This is a genomic window from Agrobacterium sp. CG160-95 (assembly GCF_053521725.1).
Window position 1 is genome coordinate 78,136 of sequence record NZ_JBNWDU010000007.1, and the last position, 17,363, is coordinate 95,498.

Annotated in this window: 16 protein-coding genes; 10 read left to right on the forward strand and 6 right to left on the reverse strand. The window is 56.4% G+C overall.

Annotated elements, in window-relative coordinates:
- Positions 1–6: 6 nt before the first annotated feature.
- A complete protein-coding gene (virB11, locus tag ACQZ63_RS21835) occupies positions 7–1,017 on the forward strand; it encodes a P-type DNA transfer ATPase VirB11 (protein ID WP_173998580.1) in 1,011 nt (336 codons plus the stop codon).
- A gap of 300 nt (positions 1,018–1,317) precedes the next feature.
- On the opposite strand, the gene rnk is transcribed toward virB11, so the two are convergent.
- A complete protein-coding gene (gene rnk, locus ACQZ63_RS21840; protein ID WP_113292287.1) occupies positions 1,318–1,731 on the reverse strand; it encodes a nucleoside diphosphate kinase regulator in 414 nt (137 codons plus the stop codon).
- A 520-nt stretch (positions 1,732–2,251) separates the two neighbouring features.
- Between rnk and ACQZ63_RS21845 the strand changes: the two genes are divergently transcribed.
- The 6 genes from ACQZ63_RS21845 (at position 2,252) to ACQZ63_RS21870 (ending at position 7,585) form a co-directional block, all read left to right on the forward strand.
- Positions 2,252–2,677: a GreA/GreB family elongation factor gene (locus ACQZ63_RS21845; RefSeq protein ID WP_111790837.1), complete on the forward strand. Its 426-nt coding sequence runs from the start codon at positions 2,252–2,254 to the stop codon at positions 2,675–2,677.
- Positions 2,678–2,858: 181 nt separating this feature from the next.
- Entirely contained in the window at positions 2,859–3,761 is a 903-nt protein-coding gene (locus ACQZ63_RS21850) for a DMT family transporter (protein ID WP_236772275.1), read from the forward strand.
- An 88-nt stretch (positions 3,762–3,849) separates the two neighbouring features.
- Positions 3,850–5,199 carry an NADP-specific glutamate dehydrogenase gene (gene gdhA / locus ACQZ63_RS21855; protein WP_060643039.1) on the forward strand — a complete coding sequence of 450 codons (1,350 nt, stop codon included), beginning with the start codon at positions 3,850–3,852 and terminating at the stop codon, positions 5,197–5,199.
- Between the two features lie 412 nt (positions 5,200–5,611).
- Entirely contained in the window at positions 5,612–6,136 is a 525-nt protein-coding gene (locus tag ACQZ63_RS21860) for a hypothetical protein (RefSeq protein WP_236776507.1), read from the forward strand.
- Positions 6,137–6,634: 498 nt separating this feature from the next.
- Complete coding sequence (locus ACQZ63_RS21865) at positions 6,635–7,171, forward strand: NUDIX hydrolase (RefSeq protein ID WP_019565738.1); 537 nt, start codon at positions 6,635–6,637, stop codon at positions 7,169–7,171.
- Between the two features lie 207 nt (positions 7,172–7,378).
- Positions 7,379–7,585, forward strand: a complete 207-nt coding sequence (locus ACQZ63_RS21870; RefSeq protein WP_019565739.1) for a hypothetical protein — start codon at positions 7,379–7,381, stop codon at positions 7,583–7,585.
- 341 nt (positions 7,586–7,926) lie between these two features.
- Here the strand turns inward: ACQZ63_RS21870 and ACQZ63_RS21875 are convergent, their stop codons facing one another.
- On the reverse strand, positions 7,927–11,061 hold the full coding sequence (locus tag ACQZ63_RS21875) for a hybrid sensor histidine kinase/response regulator (protein ID WP_065660625.1): 3,135 nt from the start codon (positions 11,059–11,061) through the stop codon (positions 7,927–7,929).
- Between the two features lie 156 nt (positions 11,062–11,217).
- Between ACQZ63_RS21875 and ACQZ63_RS21880 the strand changes: the two genes are divergently transcribed.
- Positions 11,218–12,225, forward strand: a complete 1,008-nt coding sequence (locus ACQZ63_RS21880; RefSeq protein WP_019565741.1) for a sensor histidine kinase — start codon at positions 11,218–11,220, stop codon at positions 12,223–12,225.
- 710 nt (positions 12,226–12,935) lie between these two features.
- Here the strand turns inward: ACQZ63_RS21880 and ACQZ63_RS21885 are convergent.
- On the reverse strand, positions 12,936–13,541 hold the full coding sequence (locus ACQZ63_RS21885) for a J domain-containing protein (RefSeq protein ID WP_065703247.1): 606 nt from the start codon (positions 13,539–13,541) through the stop codon (positions 12,936–12,938).
- 380 nt (positions 13,542–13,921) lie between these two features.
- On the opposite strand from ACQZ63_RS21885, the gene ACQZ63_RS21890 reads away from it, so the two are divergent.
- Positions 13,922–14,176 (forward strand): FitA-like ribbon-helix-helix domain-containing protein, encoded by a 255-nt coding sequence (locus ACQZ63_RS21890; RefSeq protein WP_065703160.1) that lies wholly within the window; start codon positions 13,922–13,924, stop codon positions 14,174–14,176.
- A complete protein-coding gene (locus ACQZ63_RS21895) occupies positions 14,173–14,592 on the forward strand; it encodes a type II toxin-antitoxin system VapC family toxin (RefSeq protein WP_173998583.1) in 420 nt (139 codons plus the stop codon). The genes ACQZ63_RS21890 and ACQZ63_RS21895 overlap by 4 nt, the downstream gene beginning before the upstream one ends.
- A 139-nt stretch (positions 14,593–14,731) precedes the next feature.
- On the opposite strand, the gene ACQZ63_RS21900 is transcribed toward ACQZ63_RS21895, so the two are convergent.
- Genes ACQZ63_RS21900 through ACQZ63_RS21910 form a run of 3 tightly spaced genes read right to left on the reverse strand, consistent with a single transcriptional unit; the run spans position 14,732 to position 17,317 of the window.
- Complete coding sequence (locus ACQZ63_RS21900; RefSeq protein WP_065687592.1) at positions 14,732–15,628, reverse strand: dihydrodipicolinate synthase family protein; 897 nt, start codon at positions 15,626–15,628, stop codon at positions 14,732–14,734.
- A gap of 32 nt (positions 15,629–15,660) precedes the next feature.
- Positions 15,661–16,542, reverse strand: a complete 882-nt coding sequence (locus ACQZ63_RS21905; protein WP_113292292.1) for an SMP-30/gluconolactonase/LRE family protein — start codon at positions 16,540–16,542, stop codon at positions 15,661–15,663.
- Between the two features lie 55 nt (positions 16,543–16,597).
- Positions 16,598–17,317 carry a FadR/GntR family transcriptional regulator gene (locus tag ACQZ63_RS21910; RefSeq protein ID WP_003517195.1) on the reverse strand — a complete coding sequence of 240 codons (720 nt, stop codon included), beginning with the start codon at positions 17,315–17,317 and terminating at the stop codon, positions 16,598–16,600.
- Positions 17,318–17,363: the final 46 nt, after the last annotated feature.

Below are 17,363 nucleotides of genomic sequence, written 5' to 3' on the forward strand. Positions count from 1 at the left end.
CGCGAAATGTCAGAGAGGCAAGAATCGGCTGTCGTCAGCGAGCTGTTGAAGCCGTTTTCGACATTCCTTCAGGACAAGTCTCTCCTAGAGGTGATTGTCAATCGGCCCGGGCAGGTGTTGACGGAAGGTCCCGGTGGGTGGCGGACCTATGAAATGCCGGAGCTGACCTTCGAAAAGCTCATGCGTCTTGCCCGGGCAGTCGCAAGTTTTTCCCATCAGTCGATTGATGAGACGCGTCCAATATTGTCGGCGACGCTACCCGGGAACGAACGAATCCAGATCGTCATCCCCCCGGCGACCATCAATGACACTGTCAGCATGACAATCCGCAAGCCTTCTTCGGTCGACTTCAGTCTTGATGATCTGGAGGAAAAGGGATTTTTCCAGACAGCGTGCGCAGCGACCAGTACCACCTCCTCCGCGCAGGATGAGGAACTGTGCGAAACATATCGTGCCGGCCGCTTTAAGGATTTCCTGCGGCAGGCCGTCATCGCTCGAAAAAACATCATTATTTCTGGCGCCACAGGTTCGGCGAAAACGACACTTTCCAAAGCATTGATCAAGCATATTCCCGAAAACGAGAGGGTCATTTCAATCGAGGACACTCCCGAGCTCGTTATCTCACAACCGAACCACGTGCGCTTGTTCTACTCGAAAGGAGGGCAGGGGCTCTCGCGCGCCGGACCGAAAGAGCTTCTCGAATCCTGCCTTCGTATGCGGCCGGATAGGATTCTGCTTCAGGAGCTTCGCGATGGGACGGCCTTTTATTATATTCGGAACGTGAATTCGGGCCATCCTGGCTCGATAACCACGGTCCATGCGAACTCGGCCGAATTGGCTTTTGAGCAGCTGGTCCTGCTTGTTAAGGAGTCGGAGGGCGGCGCAGGCCTGGACCGGGCCGACATCGTGGCTTTTTTGAACGCGAGTATCGATATCGTTGCTCAGTGCAGGCGACACAAAGGGAACTTTCGGCTGTCTGAGGTGTATTTCAGGGGCGAGCGTAGAGCCAATGAATAGCAAACTGAGCAGGTCACACAGTTCCAGGGTGCGGATTGGCGCAGCATTTCGATGAGGAATTCCATCTCGATTGTCGCTCTGATGTTTCTTGTTGGGTGTGTCTCTGTACCTAGCACCGAAAGCCGCGCGGTAACCGGCCATTTCTGAGTGAAACCGACAGAAACAGACAGAAAACGTGGCTCACCTGCATTGCGCGGGCTCTTGATGTCGTCGTCTTTCTCACTCTGGATTCAACCGGGAAGACATGCGGAATGTCACCGTCGATTTGTGAACAGTTTCCCGTCATCTGGAACGGGTGTCTTAAGATGCCTTGACCGGTAGGTCTACCGCCACCTCGATGACGGTCAACTTGTGTAAATGCCCGTCACGGCCCTTCCACTCGATCTGCTGCCCGGGAGAAAGACCAAGAAGAGCAGCTCCAATCGGGGTCAGCACGCTGACCATTGAGCGTTCGATGTCGGCGAGGCCGGGGTAACAAAGAGTTACCGTCCTTCTGGCTCCGCCTTCCGTTAGGTAGGATACCGTCGATCCGACCGCCACTGCGTCTGCGGGGAACTGGTCATCCTCTACGACATCAGCACGCTCAAGTTCGATAAGCAACTCCTCGGCATCGTCGAGGTCGCGCCCCGGTGCCGCCAGTGCAAGGGCGGTCAGACGAGCGTGGTCAGTCTGCCGGACGATGATGGACGGCTTTGTGTAATAGGTGGTGTTCATTTCATATGCCTCGTACCGCGGCCGAATAGCTGCGTTTTTTAAAAAGACTGCTTGTGGAGGGTGAGGTCGCGCAATCCCGCAGGATCAAAGCCCGGGTTCAGACGCGCGACAGCAGGTCTACGTCCCGGGCTAGTATCCTTCGACGGGATACTCTCGGCAGAGGCGAAATCTATGGAAATTGCCAATTTTCAACATGGTGCCCTAATCATGGCATGGCTGAGGGGGAAGTCAAGAAGCGCCGTGAGACGCTGCCTGGTGCTTTTGATCTTGGCAAGTGCCCTTGACTTCATGGCACCTTCCATAAATGCTAGGTTGATGTTGAACGAGAGCAAAAGACGCGCAGTGAGCGCTTTCAGGGTCTGCCCCATCGCAGGATCGTAACCGGGTCCGGCCACTGTCGCCTGCCGGATCCAGAGTGGCTACGTCAACACGTTCGCCTTACCATCTGCGGCAAGTCTCTCTTCAAACAAGTCAACGCCCTTCCTCTAGCGACAGGGTTGTTGCGCAGGTCACAATAAACATGTCTTCACTCAGCCAGACCATGCCCATAATCGGGGCAACAGACTTTCACACACTTAGCCGCCTGACGCTCGTGGCCCTGACCAATGATTTCGACGTCGGCCCCGACTTGAGTGAGAAGCTGGAAAACTCCTGGGTCTTGGCAGACGAACAGGTCTCGCTCGACACGGTCTGCCTAGGATCAACTGTCTCGTATGATGTAGAGGGGCAGCAACGCCAGGTTACCCTTGTTCTCCCGAATGAAGTGCTGGCAGACGCGGGCCGCTTGTCTGTATTGACGCCTGTTGGCGTGGCGCTCTTGGGCCTTAAGCCCGGGCAGCGCGGGGAGTGGAATTCTCGCGATGGACACAGACATCAATTGACTGTCGTCCGGGTCGGCCGTGCCGGTTTACGACGAGCAGCCGCGGAAGCCTTCAGCCACCTCTGAACGCGATGATATCGACGCAAGAATGGTCTGCGGGACCGGATGTCTGCGCTTGCTTGCGCACGTTCCTCCGCCCTTTGAATGCACCAACAACATCTGTTTCGTATGGTGCTTCAGATGTTTGGCCAACAAAAGTGGACCAAGGCTTCCCTTATCGCGGCAGCACAAGCTGTCCGGAGCAATCATGGAAAAAGACACACATTTTACTGGAATGCGGCGGCGGGCAGGTTTTGCGCAGGGACTTGGCTGGATGGCGCTGAGCATGGCGTCCTTCATAAGCATGGCTGTCGGGTCTCGCGAGCTCGCATCGACCTTGTCGATCAGACAGGTGCTGTTTTTCCGGGCTCTCGTCGGTCTCGGCGTAATTTTGCTGGTGGGACGGTCACTCCTGCCGCAGATCCGTCAGAAGAAACTGTTTCCAAGGCATCTCGCCCGAAACGTCGTTCACTTCACCGCCCAGTATTTCTGGACCATTGGCGTGGTCTCTCTCCCACTGGCCTCGGTCTTTGCACTCGAATTTACGATGCCAATCTGGGTCGCATTTTTCGCCTGGCTTTTTCTCAAGGAGCAGCTAACCGGGCCGCGGCTTCTCGCAACCCTTGGCGGTTTCATCGGTGTTCTGGTGATAGTGCGTCCAGGATTCGGCGTCATTGATCCGGCTGCTGGCTTAGTGCTGCTGGCGGCCGCCGGCTATGGGCTTTCCTTAATTCTTGTAAAGCAGCTCACGAAAGAATGCTCACCAGCAATCATCGTGGTCTGGATGATCCTCATTCAACTGCCGCTGGGACTGCTGGCCGCGTTGACGGACTGGAGGGACGTCAGCCTGTCCGATATTCCGTGGATGATGGTTGCCGGCGTTGGTGCCTTGAGTGCGCATTACTGCCAGGCACAGGCGCTTAAGCGCCTCGATGCATCTGTCATCATGCCCATCGACTTTTTGCGTGTACCCATGGCTGCGGTCGTCGGGTTCTACGCTTACGGAGAAGGCGTAGACGCCTGGGTCGTCATCGGCGGATGCATAATCCTGCTGTCGAACTTCCAGGCGATGATGTCCGAGCGAGTGAGGTCAAAGAACCCCGATGTCTGACGAGCCAAGACAGTCACCCTCGCCGCAGTGATCAGGCTGCCTTGCCCATGCCGATCTTCCTTAAGCTATTAAAAAAACGGAGTATTTGATGGTTCACGTCGACGAAAAACTCGAACCCATTCTCAACGAAGTCTTGCGCCGAAACGCAGGAGAGTTCGAGTTCCACCAGGCCGTGCGCGAAGTCCTGGAGAGCCTTGGAAGAGTCATTGCTAAACATCCGCGTTATGCGGAAAACGCCCTCATCGAGCGGATTTGTGAACCGGAGAGGCAGATCATCTTTCGTGTGCCTTGGGTGGATGACAACGGTCAGGTCCAAATCAATCGCGGATTCCGCGTGCAGTTCAATTCTGCTCTGGGTCCCTATAAGGGCGGCATTCGGTTTCATCCCTCGGTCAACGTCGGTATCATCAAGTTCCTCGGATTCGAACAGACGTTCAAGAATGCCTTGACCGGTATGCCCATCGGGGGAGGGAAGGGCGGATCCGACTTCAATCCGCGCGGACGATCTGATGGCGAAATTATGCGCTTTTGTCAGTCGTTCATGACTGAGCTTCATAGACATATTGGCGAATACACCGATGTTCCCGCTGGCGACATCGGTGTCGGCGGTCGTGAGATTGGCTATATGTTCGGCCAGTACAAGAGGCTGACCAATCGATTTGAGGCGGGTGTCCTGACCGGGAAAGCCCTGTTCTATGGCGGTTCGCGCGCTCGCAAAGAAGCGACAGGTTATGGGGCGAGCTACTTTGTGCGCAGGATGCTGGCCTCCAAAGGAATGGACTTTTCAGAAAAGCGTGTGTCGGTTTCTGGTTCGGGCAACGTTGCAATTTATACAATGGAAAAAGTAAGCGAGTTCGGCGGGAAGATTGTCGCTTGCTCCGATTCAAACGGTTATGTCGTTGATGAAAGCGGGATTGATTTCGCCCTGGTCAAGGAGATTAAGGAGGTCCGCCGAGGACGCATCTCGGAATACGTGAAGCTCAAGGGGTCGGACGCTTGCTTTGTCGAGGGAGGATCAATCTGGGATGTCCCCTGTGACGTGGCTATGCCCTGTGCAACGCAGAACGAACTGACTGGTAAAGACGCAAAGACGCTCGTCAGAAACAACGTCATCGCGGTGGGAGAAGGTGCAAATATGCCGTCGACTCCCGAGGCTGTAAGGTTGTTTCAGGCGGCAGGCGTCATGTTCGCGCCTGGCAAGGCCGCTAATGCAGGAGGGGTCGCCACGTCTGCTTTGGAAATGCAACAGAACGCTTCCCGTGACAGCTGGACGTTTGAGCAAACGGAGGCGCGCCTCGCAGACATCATGAGTGCGATCCATGATGTCTGCGCGGAAACAGCCGAGGAATATGGCGCGCCGGGCGATTACGTCCTTGGTGCAAACATCGCCGGATTTGTTCGGGTCGCGGAAGCTATGGACGCGTTAGGGGTCATCTAGGCGATCACGAGCGGCGGCCCAGCTCGACTCATGCTGTCCCGGAGCAACGCATCGGTGATGATTATTGGACCTCAAGCCAGACCGGAGCCGCTGCGCCTCAAAGCAGGAGCGTCACCCGATCGCACGCGTGCGATCGGGTCGTTCGCCAATTTAGTCGCTCCACTGGTCTTCGTTCTCTTTGTTGAGAACAAGGCGTTTTTCAGAGGTTACCACCTTGTTTCCTGCCCTGCTTGCCAAGCCCAATTTTGGACTTGATCATGCTACTCTGGCTGACGTAGCCGCTATCCTATGTGAGGACGAGGCCTGCCTTGCACCGATTGCTAACGCGGCTAACGAGACGACAGGCGAGCCACGGTGGATTGCTCTGGCTTTAATACATGCACTCTGGCGGAAGGCTGGAGTCGCCCCTCAGGTGATGTCCTCCGTCCTTAAAGCCTGGCCGGAGATAGTGGCATCGCTCGAAGCGGTTATGTGTTTCCGGGCAAATGCGGCCGCCGAAGAGAGCGATCCATTCATGTTCTATCAACCTGTCGCCGTCCACTCGATCCCCGTTGCTGGTCTCGATGAGTACATTGATCTGGTTGAGAACCGCTTCATTATTTGGCGGCGTCCCAGCATCGATCGGAAATCTCTGGGAAAAGCGTTGATCGCTGGACGCAGGTCGGACAATGATGCCGCTTATCTTGCCGCCTTAAGATCGCTGCAAGCTCGACCGACATACCAGAGCACCGGGCTTGGCTTTACCGATGGAAGCACGTTCTTCCACAACGAGTGGGGGCGCAACCTAGCTGAGCAGGCGCTCGAATCGTCAGTGCTGTGCAACGACCGGTCAGGTCTGTTGTTCGATAACAGCTACGTCTGCAAAACCTCCATCAATGTCTCGATCGTCGTCCGCGCGTTCAAGCGAAAAGCTCTGGGTCTGACAGTAAGGCCATAAAGTGACGCAGAGCTTCTTGCCGCTGAGTGGATGTCACGAGGTTCGCTCACGTACGATTTGGCGCGAATGGTCCGACATCATTCCTATCGTGCGGCAAAAGGTCACCTTGCCGTCAACGCGATCCTTGCCCAGATAAGCATCATGAAAACGACCATGAAATCCCTATTTTTCAGGCTTATTGATCAGGCACGTTCCCTAACCCGGAGCTGGCAGCACTGAACCTTTAACGCCGCCATAGACCCAGCCGCTCCGGGAACCACGCAATTGAAAGTGCGGTTCGTAATGCGTCGCTCGCGCGACGTAGCCATGGAGCGTTTCAATGTCCCACCCTCGCCCCCTTCCAGTCTGCCCTGCCTGCAACCGTCAACTGCCGGGTGCCGCGGCCCGGTGCCCTTGGTGTGAAACCTCTGTTCCACTGAGAGCCGCACGCAAGCCTCATAGTTGCAAGCGCAACGAGTTCCGGCTGCCCTTTCGCTGGCTTGCGGAGACCGCAGGACAATGACAGGCGCTACGACAGCAAGCCGGATCGTCTCGTCACCTGATGACAGAGGTCAGTTGCAGCAGGTCGGAGTACTTCCCTGGCGGATCGGGCGCGACGGCGAGCGCAAGGTGCTGCTTGTCACGGACCGTGAGCGCGAGCGCTGGATCGTGCCCAATGGCCCGCTCGTTAAAGCATGTCCGCCCCTCGTCATGGCCTCGCGACATGCGTTCAAGGTGGCAGGAATTATTGGCGACATGTCCCCGGCTCCGGTAATGACATACAGATACATCAAGACCCTCAACGATGGGCCTCAGCTTGTCTGCTGTGTCACGATATTCGGTATGAACGTGCGTGGCACTTTGACCCACTGGCGCGAAAAAGCGCACCGAAAAAGACGATGGTTTTCTCCACAAGCGGCGGCGGACAGGCTGGGTGATATCGCGCTTGCCGATTTTGTACGGAAGCTCGATGCAGAGCCGGGGTGCTGGCATGCCCGCCGTCACTCTGGCCGCCTGATCCTGGGGTTGAGCGAGCGGCAAGGTTCTGGTGTCTGATATGCCGACGATGGAGCTAACGGGTTTCGCGCTCACCATGCGTTACGTCTTTCCTATCCGAAGGGTTAGTGCCGGACGCTGATTGCCTGGCGCCAATAGTTGCGACCGCGACATTGGCGTCAGGTTTCTCGCAACCCGACACGAAAACTGCGGAGCAAATCTGGCCGCCTGTGCCATGGCATTGCCCGCATTCGGAAAGAAGCAGTCATGACTTTCAGATATATTCACACCCTTCCTATCAGCGGCCCCAACAAGTTGCCTCGTTTCAGGCGGTGGGCTGCCGAAAATATTCCCGGCATTGCCGTCTCTCTGCCGCCCCAGGTACCGGTTAAGAGCGAAGCTCTAACGGTGCGATTGAAATCGGTTGAGGATCGCAACACGCTGATCGCGAAACTGGAGGGCGTCAGCCTCTAGTGATCTCGTGCCCCGCGGCGTACGGCTGATCCGGATCGAGCTGGTGGTGTTCTATGCCGCGCGGTTCTTGTCGGTCGAGCTGTGACTTACGCCGCGCGGGCGTCGACTTCGGATAAAAACCGGAAGGCCCATTAACCGGCGAAGGGTGCCGTGGCCTCGCTTGCCCAGGGGGCATCAAGGTATCTCCACAGATCCAATTCCACAATCGTGATGACCCGGCGGTCAACAGCGCAGGTGGGACTGGATACTCAACCTTGCGCAAGTGGCAGGCTGCCATCGCCAAACAGCGCGATGGCAAACGTGGATATACCCGTGCGCGAGCCATGCCAGCCAAATTGCGGTCACAAGGTCCGATCGGCCTTACCCAACACCTGTCGCAGCCCATCGATACTGAAAGGCTTGGATAATTGCTGCGCATCGGAAATGCCCGAGGCTGTCTTGGCGTTGTCGTCACCGCTTGCGAAAACGATCCGCACGTTTGGCCAGCGTTCCCTTACATGCCTTGCAAGTTCGATCCCGGACATGCCGGGCAGACCGACATCTGTCAGCAACATGTCGATCCTGTTGGTCTCAAGGACGCTGAGGGCATCTTCCGCTGAGTTGGCCTCATGCACCGTGTGACCAAGCTCCTCTACCATGTCGACCGTCGACATCAGGATAAGCGGCTCATCCTCAACGATAAGGACATGCGGTTTTGCGGACACCGTTGGGCGGCTATCACGCGGCTCCTGCTCGGGTGCAGGCGCGGGCTCCTGGCGCTCCATCCGTTGCAAGGCAATCCTGTGTTGCTGCGCGTTGTTCAGGACGTGGCGGACTTTGCGGGCCAGTGCCTCGCGCGTGTAGGGTTTGGATAGCAACTCGACACCAGCGTCCAACCGGCCGCCGTGGACGATCGAATTTTCGGTGTAGCCTGAGGTAAATAACACGGCCATGCCTGGGAACTGAGCCTTGGCCTTCCTCGCAAGATCTGTGCTGCGCATCGGGCCCGGCATCACGACGTCCGTGAACAGCAGGTCGATCTGAACGCCACTGCTGACGACGGCGAATGCGGACTGTGCGTCTCTCGCTTGGAGGACGCGGTAACCAAGGTCCGTCAGCAGCGCCACCGATGTTTCCCTAACGCCGTCATCGTCTTCCACCACGAGAACAGTTTCAGTGCCACCCGTCACCGCAATGGCCTCTGGATCACTCAGGCTGTCTTCGACCTGCACCGTGCGCGGCATATAGAGTTTCATGGTCGTCCCATGCCCGACCTCGCTGTAGATTTTGAGGTGGCCGCCGGACTGCTTAAGAAAGCCGTAAACCATCGACAAACCGAGGCCGCTTCCCTTCCCGTCCGTTTTCGTGCTGAAGAACGGTTCCAGGACATGCTCGATGATATCTGGCGATATTCCTGACCCCGTATCGGTCACTGCAACGAGTACATATTGTCCGGGACGGACATCGTCGTGCGAACGGGCGTAATTGTCGTCGAGAACCGCATTTCCGGTCTCGATTGTCAATCGTCCGCGGCCTTCCATCGCGTCCCTCGAATTGATTGCCAGGTTAAGGATGGCGTTCTCCAGCTGACTCGGATCGATCAGCGTATTCCATAACCCGCCGGAGACAACGGTTTCGAGTTCTATCTCTTCGCCCAGTGCCCGGCGCAGCATATCGTCCATATTCTGGATGAGTTTTCGAACATTGACGACTTTGGGCTCGAGCGGCTGACGGCGGCCGAAGGCCAAAAGTTGCGATGCCAGCTTTGCGCCGCGGGCAACGCCGGCCAAGGCGTTATGCAGGCGTTGTTCTGCCCGCCTATTGCCGTCGATATCTTTGGAGAGAAGCTGCAGGTTGCCGCTCACGACCTGGAGAAGATTGTTGAAGTCGTGCGCCACGCCGCCTGTGAGGTTACCCAGCGCTTCCATCTTTTGCGCCTGCCTCAGCGCGATCTGTGCGGTTTCGCGCTCGACAGTTTCTTTCTCTAGCTTCAGAAGCGCAGTTCTCAGTTCAATAGTGCGCTGCTCGACTTTTTCCTCAAGGGTGTGGTTAAGGCTCTGAAGCTGATCCTCAGCACGCTTTTGGTCCGTGACATCGAAGCCATCAACGAAAATCCCGGTCACTGATCCGTTAAGATCAAAAATTGGCTGGTAGATCAAATGTACGAAGCGCTGATCCGGCTGCTCCTTGCCATCCCGTTCCAAGAAAACAGGCACATAACGACCTATGTACGGCGTGCCCGATCGAAAAACACCGTCGAGCAATTCGAAGAAGCCTTGCCCAGCAATCTCAGGCAGCGCCTCTCTGACGCTGAGGCCAAGGAGCTCGCGATGCCCGACAAGTTGATTATAGGCATCGTTGACCAGCTCGAACGTGTGTTCAGGCCCGCTGAGGATGCACATGAAACTTGGGGCTTGCTGGAACAGGGCGCGCATCCGATCTCGCTCCGCGGTCCGAAGTTCCACTTCTGAGGAGAGTTGACGATTGAGCTGCTCGAGTGCCAACGCTGCTTTTTCCCGGATCTCAGCAGCCTCCGCAAGCGCCGCTGCCCGTCGACGTTCTGTTTCGAACGCTTCGGCGCTCGCCAAGCGCGAGGTGATCTGGCCGGCAATCAATTTAAGGAAATCCAGATAATCGTCGCTGACCGCCCGATGCGGATTGAGCCCGGTGATCATTACCCCCTTGGGTTGGTCGCTGGCTTGTCCGACCAAGGGAATGACCGCAGCCTGAGATGGCGCTCTTTGCCAGGGCCCCGACGGAATGACGTTTGTGGCCGACAACTTTATCAGATCCATGGCCTGTTCTTGCCAGGCGCGTTCAAGGTTCCAGATGCCCACACCACGGTTCATTGTTACCGGCAATAAAGTGTCGTCTTCAGCTGTGCCGCAAACCCACCGGCGCATCGCATTGCCGTTCTCGTCAAAAACGTAAAGTGCGCAGAAGGGAAGATCCTGAGGGTTGTCGTTAAGCGCTTTGCGTGAAGCGTTGAAGACTTCGACCTCGGTGTCGGCCACGGCAAGGCCAGACGCCAGGGTGCGCATAGTTGCCAGGCGGCGTTCACTGATGACCCGCTCGGTTTCTTCCGTGACCGCGCAGAAGACGCCCTCGACCTTGCCACTGTCTCCGATCAGCGGACTGTAAGAGAAGGTATGGTACGTTTCTTCCGGATACCCGTCGCGTTCGAGAAGCAAGAGCAGCGCGCGGTCCCAGGTTGCCTCTCCGCTTGAATAAACGGTTTCCAAGCGCCCTTTGATATCATTCCAGATTTCAGACCATAATATCTTTGTCGGCACAGCAAGCGCGTTGGGGTGCTTATTTCCCAAGGTCGGCCTATAGGCGTCGTTATAGAAAAAGGCGATGTCTGGACCCCAGCCAAGCCACATTTCAAATTTTGAGGTGAGCAACAGCCGAATTGCGACCTTCAGCGCTTCGGGCCACTCGTCCGGACAACCAAGTGTACTATCCGCCCAATCATGGCGCCGCATCATCTGCGCCATCTCTCCATCGCCAACAAATATGTCCCGATACCGGTCCGAAATTAATGCCATTCCACTTCCATCCCAATAAAGCACATCCTACGTAGAACATTGATAACGCTTCGCTGGCCAGCTAGTTCTAGATCGATACCAGCTTTTGTATGGGGTGGGAGAAATTTGAAATTGAGCAAAGGCACATCACAACCTGAATGGAGTACAGCCGAGCTCAGGCGTGCTATCCAGTCGGCCGGGGTCGCGCTCTGGGCCTGGATCGTTGATGACGACACGTTTGTGATGGATGCCAAGGCTTATGAACTCTGGGACATTTGCGGCGAGGTAGACCTCACTTTCGAGCATCTTTCCGCCAAGGTGCATCCCGCTGACCGAGACCGCGTCAGGGCGGCGTTCGTCGCAACCCGCGCCATCGACGGCCCGTTTGAAATTGATTTCCGCATTCTCACGAACGCCTCCGACGTTCGTTGGATTTCCGCTCGAGGCCAGGGCAACGAGGGAGACGCTGCAACCGAAAAAATGACAGGCATCTTTCTTGACGTCACGGGCCGCAAGCAGGCGGAGGAAGGGCATGAACTCCTTGCCGGCGAGATGAGCCATCGCGTCAAGAATATTCTGGCTCTTGCCTCTGGATTAACAAATATCACCTCGCGGACGACCGAGACAAAAGAGGAAATGGCAAAGCAGTTGACTGAGCGACTGACGGCCCTTGGCAGGGCCCACGAACTGGTGCGCCCGCTCCCCGATGGCCAGGGGAGATCGGCATTGCTCGGTGACCTCTTTGCTGTGCTGCTTGCCCCTTACGACGACGTCGGAGCTTTTGCAGGTCGCATCCGCGTTGCTGTGCCGCGGATGGGATTAGGAGAGAAGGCCGCAACCAGCCTGGCACTCGTGATACACGAGTTGGCAACGAATTCGCTCAAATATGGTGCCTTGTCGAATAATGCGGGATTGCTCGACATATCCGGTTCTGTAATCGAAGACGAGGTTGAGATCGTCTGGAGCGAACACGGAGGCGACCCTGCCCAGTCGCCCAGATCGTCAGACGGTTATGGCAGTAAGATGTTGCACAGGACAGTCTCTGGACAATTGGGTGGATCAATCGACTATAACTGGGTAGAGGGCGGCGTCGTTGTGACGCTAAGGATGAAAGAAAGCCATCTTTCTGGATAAATGATCAGCGACCTTGCTCGCTGCCGCCACCAGCCCGCGCGCTGCAGCCTAGGCGCGAGCGCGAGCGGATGAGGTCGAGCAGAAGTTAGCGCTAAGGTGTTGAGGATCCAAGTCTCCTCAAGAGCTATAATAGACTTAACTGATACCATGGACGTGATGGTTTGGTTTAATGCTCGTGATCGGGGACCGAGAGTTGGCCCTCAAGCACCCGGCGTGCCGAGACAAAAGCCGAAGTCCCAACCACCGACAGGCTCGGCGGCCTTGCGGGGAAGCATCGACGCGCGCTCCACCAAAACTGATGGAGCCTCACCGTTCTGAGGGACTGAATATTGGTAATCAGAGTGTCGCACGGTTGCGTGGTGAAAATATTGACATCGGTATCCCCGTGTCTTTCGGCCATTCAAGTGGCGATGACCGCCATTCTCCTCAAGGCAGAGTTTGTCCAATAGGCTACCTCGGTGTCTTCGCTTTTGCGGTCGAATAGCGACAAACACAAACCATGCCGAGGACCCATTACCCAGAGCGATGTCGCGCAACGGAGCACGTGTCTGCGCGTAGCTGCTGGGCGAATGACAGAGATGCTCCTTGAATGCATTTGAGAAATGTTGGCTTAAATTGAGGTCCGAGTGATCATCTCATCTATGCGTTGGAACGGGTCAGTGGTTCTGATCCCTTCAAGGCAGGGATCGTAACCCCCCTTTAAACAGGCTTTAGCAAAAACCGTTCAATTTAAGGATTCGATACGCTTCGATCGAGCTTCGAAGTGCATCCTCAGAATTGCGGTCTCCGTCATTGGCGTCGGGATGGTGCATTTTGAGCCTCTCCTTATAGCGGCTCTTGATTTCTTGGGATGTCGCCTGGGAAGAAAGGCCGAGTGTTTCGAAAGCTTTGGCTTCCAGTACCTTGAGCTTTCTCTGTTGGGCGCCGATCCGCGATTGCCCCTGCCGATCGGCTTTGCGAGCATTTAGCGTTTTTGCCGAGCCTGAACGAACTGAAGACGGTAACGGAGTTTCAGTCGCCGCGCTCACCCTCTTACCCCAGGTCGGGCGCGCACCCGTCGTCGCTTCTTTCTGGTAACGGGCGACGTCGGCATTGGAGGGTGGCGTCGTAAAACTATAACCCTTGTTGTAGTCAGTCACATGCTCAAGGCAGAATAAGAGGTAAAGACCTTCTGCACCCGATCCCACCGGCGCACGGTGAGTACCGCTCTTTTCACACCCGTCCCATTGGCATTTTGGGCCTGTGGCTTCGCTGGCCGAAGGCGAGCGTTTGCGAGCGGATCGAAGACCTACGAATATTTTCGAATCATGCGTCATTGGAACTATATGGACGCGGAGGACCCCTAGGGCAACATCAGACATGTCCAATCTCGATCACACGGACAGCATGCGCGATAGCCAGCCTCACCGGGGAAGCACTGTTTCTTGGGAATTGGTCATTTGGAAATGGCCAGTATGAAAAATTCGGGTCAGGCTCATGTCTCGCTGAAAACCCCGCCCGCTCGACAATCATTCTCGCAAGGTGTGCATAGATCTTCCCGAGAAGACGATAGCTCGTGGTTGCGGTATCCTCGACGGATTGTCGGCCGCGAAATGGAAAAACGGGTCAAATCCTGCTGAAACTCAATACTCTTGAATTTTTGAATCATTCTTGGTATTTTGATATCAAAGAGATCATTTTTCCAAGGATGATATCAATGCGGGCAGTCACCATTCGTAACCTTTCTGAAGAAACACATCGCGCTCTGAGGGTGCGAGCGGCTCATCATGGCCGGAGCACGGAGGCCGAGATTCGTGCCATTATTGAAGCGGCTGTTCGTCCTCCGGAACGTATTCAGCTCGGTTCCTTGCTAGCGGCCATTGGTCGCGACGCCGAGCTTTCCAACAGCGACGTTGAAGCTCTTCAGAAAAGTCGCGACAAGACACCTTCTAAGCCGATGACCTTCGAATGATCTTGCTTGACACCAACGTCATATCCGAACCTTGGAAACCGATTCCGGACGAGGCGGTGATTGCCTGGTTGGACGCCCAAGCTGTCGAAACGCTGTTCATCTCCGCAATAACGATTGCGGAACTTCGCTTCGGAATTGCTGCTATGCCTTCAGGCAGACGGCAAAATATCCTCCGCGACCGTCTCGAGGGCGAGGTGCTGCCACACTTTTCCGGCCGCATCCTGTCCTTCGATCTGACTACTTCCCAGTTCTACTCTGAACTGATGGCACGCGCTCGAGCGTCTGGGAAAGCGATCGGCACGGCCGATGGCTACATTGCAGCCACAGCGGCAGCAAATGGCCTCACGATCTCAACTCGCGATACAAGCCCTTTCGAGGCTGCCGGGGTGAAAGTGATCAACCCCTGGTCCAGATAACCACAATGGTTATCTGGGCGTGACGCAAGGCATTGTTTGTTCATCGAAACCGAGCCGGTTAGGCGCATAATTCAACAGATGGGTTGGGTGCCATCATCGGCATCGTAGCGTATTTCCACAGTCGGGAATGAGGCTTCTGTCATTGCCAACTGGCAAGCAGAACTTCAAGTGTTGCACGATCCTCGTCGTCCAGACGGGCGAGTCCTGGTGCTCGAACTGGGCCAACCGCAAGCCCCTGTATCTGCATCGCTTCCTTCACCACAGTCACATTGGCGCCGTTCCGGTATCGTGTCCGCAGCCGTTCGAACAACTCGATCTTTTCAACGATCTTACGTGCGGCCGAGAAATCGCCGGCCGTCAGTGCATCATGAACTTGTAGGGAAAATTGCGGTGCGACATTGACGAGACCGGATGTGAAACCGCGGGCTCCGACGGCGCAGAAGGCGGGAGCCCAGCTTTCTGCCAGTCCACACACGTAAAGTGAGCCGTCAGGATCGGAAGCGGCGATCGCGCGCGACAGAAGCATAATATCGGTCGTCGCGAACTTTATGCCTGCGACATTCGGATGGCTCGATAGTCTGACCATGTCATTGACCGAGAACCCGTCGGCGCGGACATAGGCTACGAGAGGCAATTCGCTGCCTTCAGCCAGGCCGATAAAATAGTCGATCTGTGATTGCGGCGCTGCGAACGGGTCAACCGGCTGGTGGGACATGACCGCAGACGCGCCCATCTCCTTGGCCCGACGCGCCATGGACAGGGCCTCCCGCTGTGAGCGTCCAATCGCTGCAGTAACCGGGGCTTGCCCGTTCACCCCTTCAATCGCAGCTTCGTAGACCTTGAAAATTTCAGCGGGCGTCAACGCGTAAAACTCGCCGGTATTGCCCGCAGCAACGATATTGTGGATGCCCGCCTTTGCTACACGGGCATAGGCTTCGATGGTGACAGCTATATCGACTTCCCCGTCTGTCTCGTAAGCCGTTACGGGGACGCCGGAAATACCGTGCAGAGCCTGGCGGAAATCGAATGTCGTCATCAACTGGTTTCCTTAAAAATCAAAGGGCATCTTCAGATAGAAAATTTGTGAACGGCTACGCCCGCGACAGGCACATCAAACGCAACAAGCGTACCTGGGGTGGTTGTTCCGTTCGTTTCGGTCACAAGACTCGTGAGATAGATCGTTTTGAGGTCCGGGCCGCCGAAACATGGCATGGTCGGCCCTTTGAACGGCAACTTGTATATCTCGAACAGTTCGCCCTCCGGCGAAAAGCGGTTGAGACGCCCGGCCTGAACGCCGGCGCTCCAGTAACAGCCTTCGCAATCGGTCGCCGCGCCATCAGGCCTGCCTTCGTCGGGTGCGAAATCGTGCAGGCGTTCGGCTGGACCGAGCGTGCCCGTCGCGACATCGAAATCGAACGCCTGATACATCAGACCGCTGCTATCGGAATGATACATGCGCGTTCCGTCCAGACTCCAGGCAAGCCCGTTCGATGTGAACATATCGCCATTGATGACAAGCTCGACGCCGCCATCCGGCGCGATACGATAGAGGCGGGCATTTCCTGTCGGCACGGCAGCCTCGTCGCGGGTTCCCACCCAGAAATGGCCATCGGGGCCGACCTTGCCGTCGTTGAGACGGCTGTCTGCTCGTCCTTCGTCCGGATCGCACAGCAGTTCGAGCGCGCCGTTTGCGGGGTCTAGAAGGTGCACGCCCGTCTTGAGGCCCGCCACAACAAGGCCATTGTCGCAAAGACCGAGGCATCCCACCTGGGCGGGCATTTCGTATCTGTCGAGTTTGCCGCCCGGATGCAGGCAGAAAATGGCGGGGGCGAGAATGTCGACGAACCACAGATTCCCGGTACGCTCATCCCATGCCGGTGATTCGCCGACCTTCAACGGCGTGTCGATGAGAGAGCGGAGTTTCGGCTCTATGATGCGTGGCTGGATCACTGATTATTTTCCCTTGCCCTGTATGGCTCGCCTTTTGAAATGTGGAAAAACGGTTCTAGCTGCCGACGCCCTGAAACATGCGGGCACGGGCCTTTAGGATGTGATCTTTCATTGCGTCATGCGCGGCCTGTTCCTGGCGCGCAAAAATCGCTTCCACGATTGCCGTATGTTCGTTCTGTACCTCGCGCACATGTTGCGGCGTACGCTTGAGGCTGAGGCTGCGTGTCACCGACTGGCCGATCGCGAAATGCGGCTTGAACCATATCCGCACGGTGATGTGGAACTGGTTATGGCTCGCTTTAGCAATGGCTTCGTGCAGGGCAAAGTCCTCCTCCGCACCAAGATCGTTGCGCGCAAGACACTGTTCCAGCGCGGTAATGGCCTGTTCGATGCGGGCTTTGTCGGCAGCCTGCCAACTGCGTGCTGCAAGTTCGGCGGCTGCAGACTCAAGGCCGGACCGGAACTCGAAGAAACGCTGCACATCGGCAAGCGAGCCGACGGGAACCTGCTGCAACACGGATGAATCCGGCTGCTGGCGCACATAGGAGCCGGAACCTTTCTGCGAAACGATAAGCCCGTCGTTGCGCAGCCGCTCCAGCGCTTCGCGCACCACAGGCCGGGAGGCCCCGAACAGCGAAGCCAGATTTTGCTCCGACGGCAACCGCTCGTTCACGGGAAACCGCCCATCAGAAATCATTCCGATGATCTTTTCGTAGATGATGTCGCTCAAGCGAGTCTCGCCTCGAGCGGCGGCGGATGCGGTTTGATTGTCCATCAGCAGCCCTTCCGTTGCAAATCGCTGAAGTTAATGGGTTTCCTGC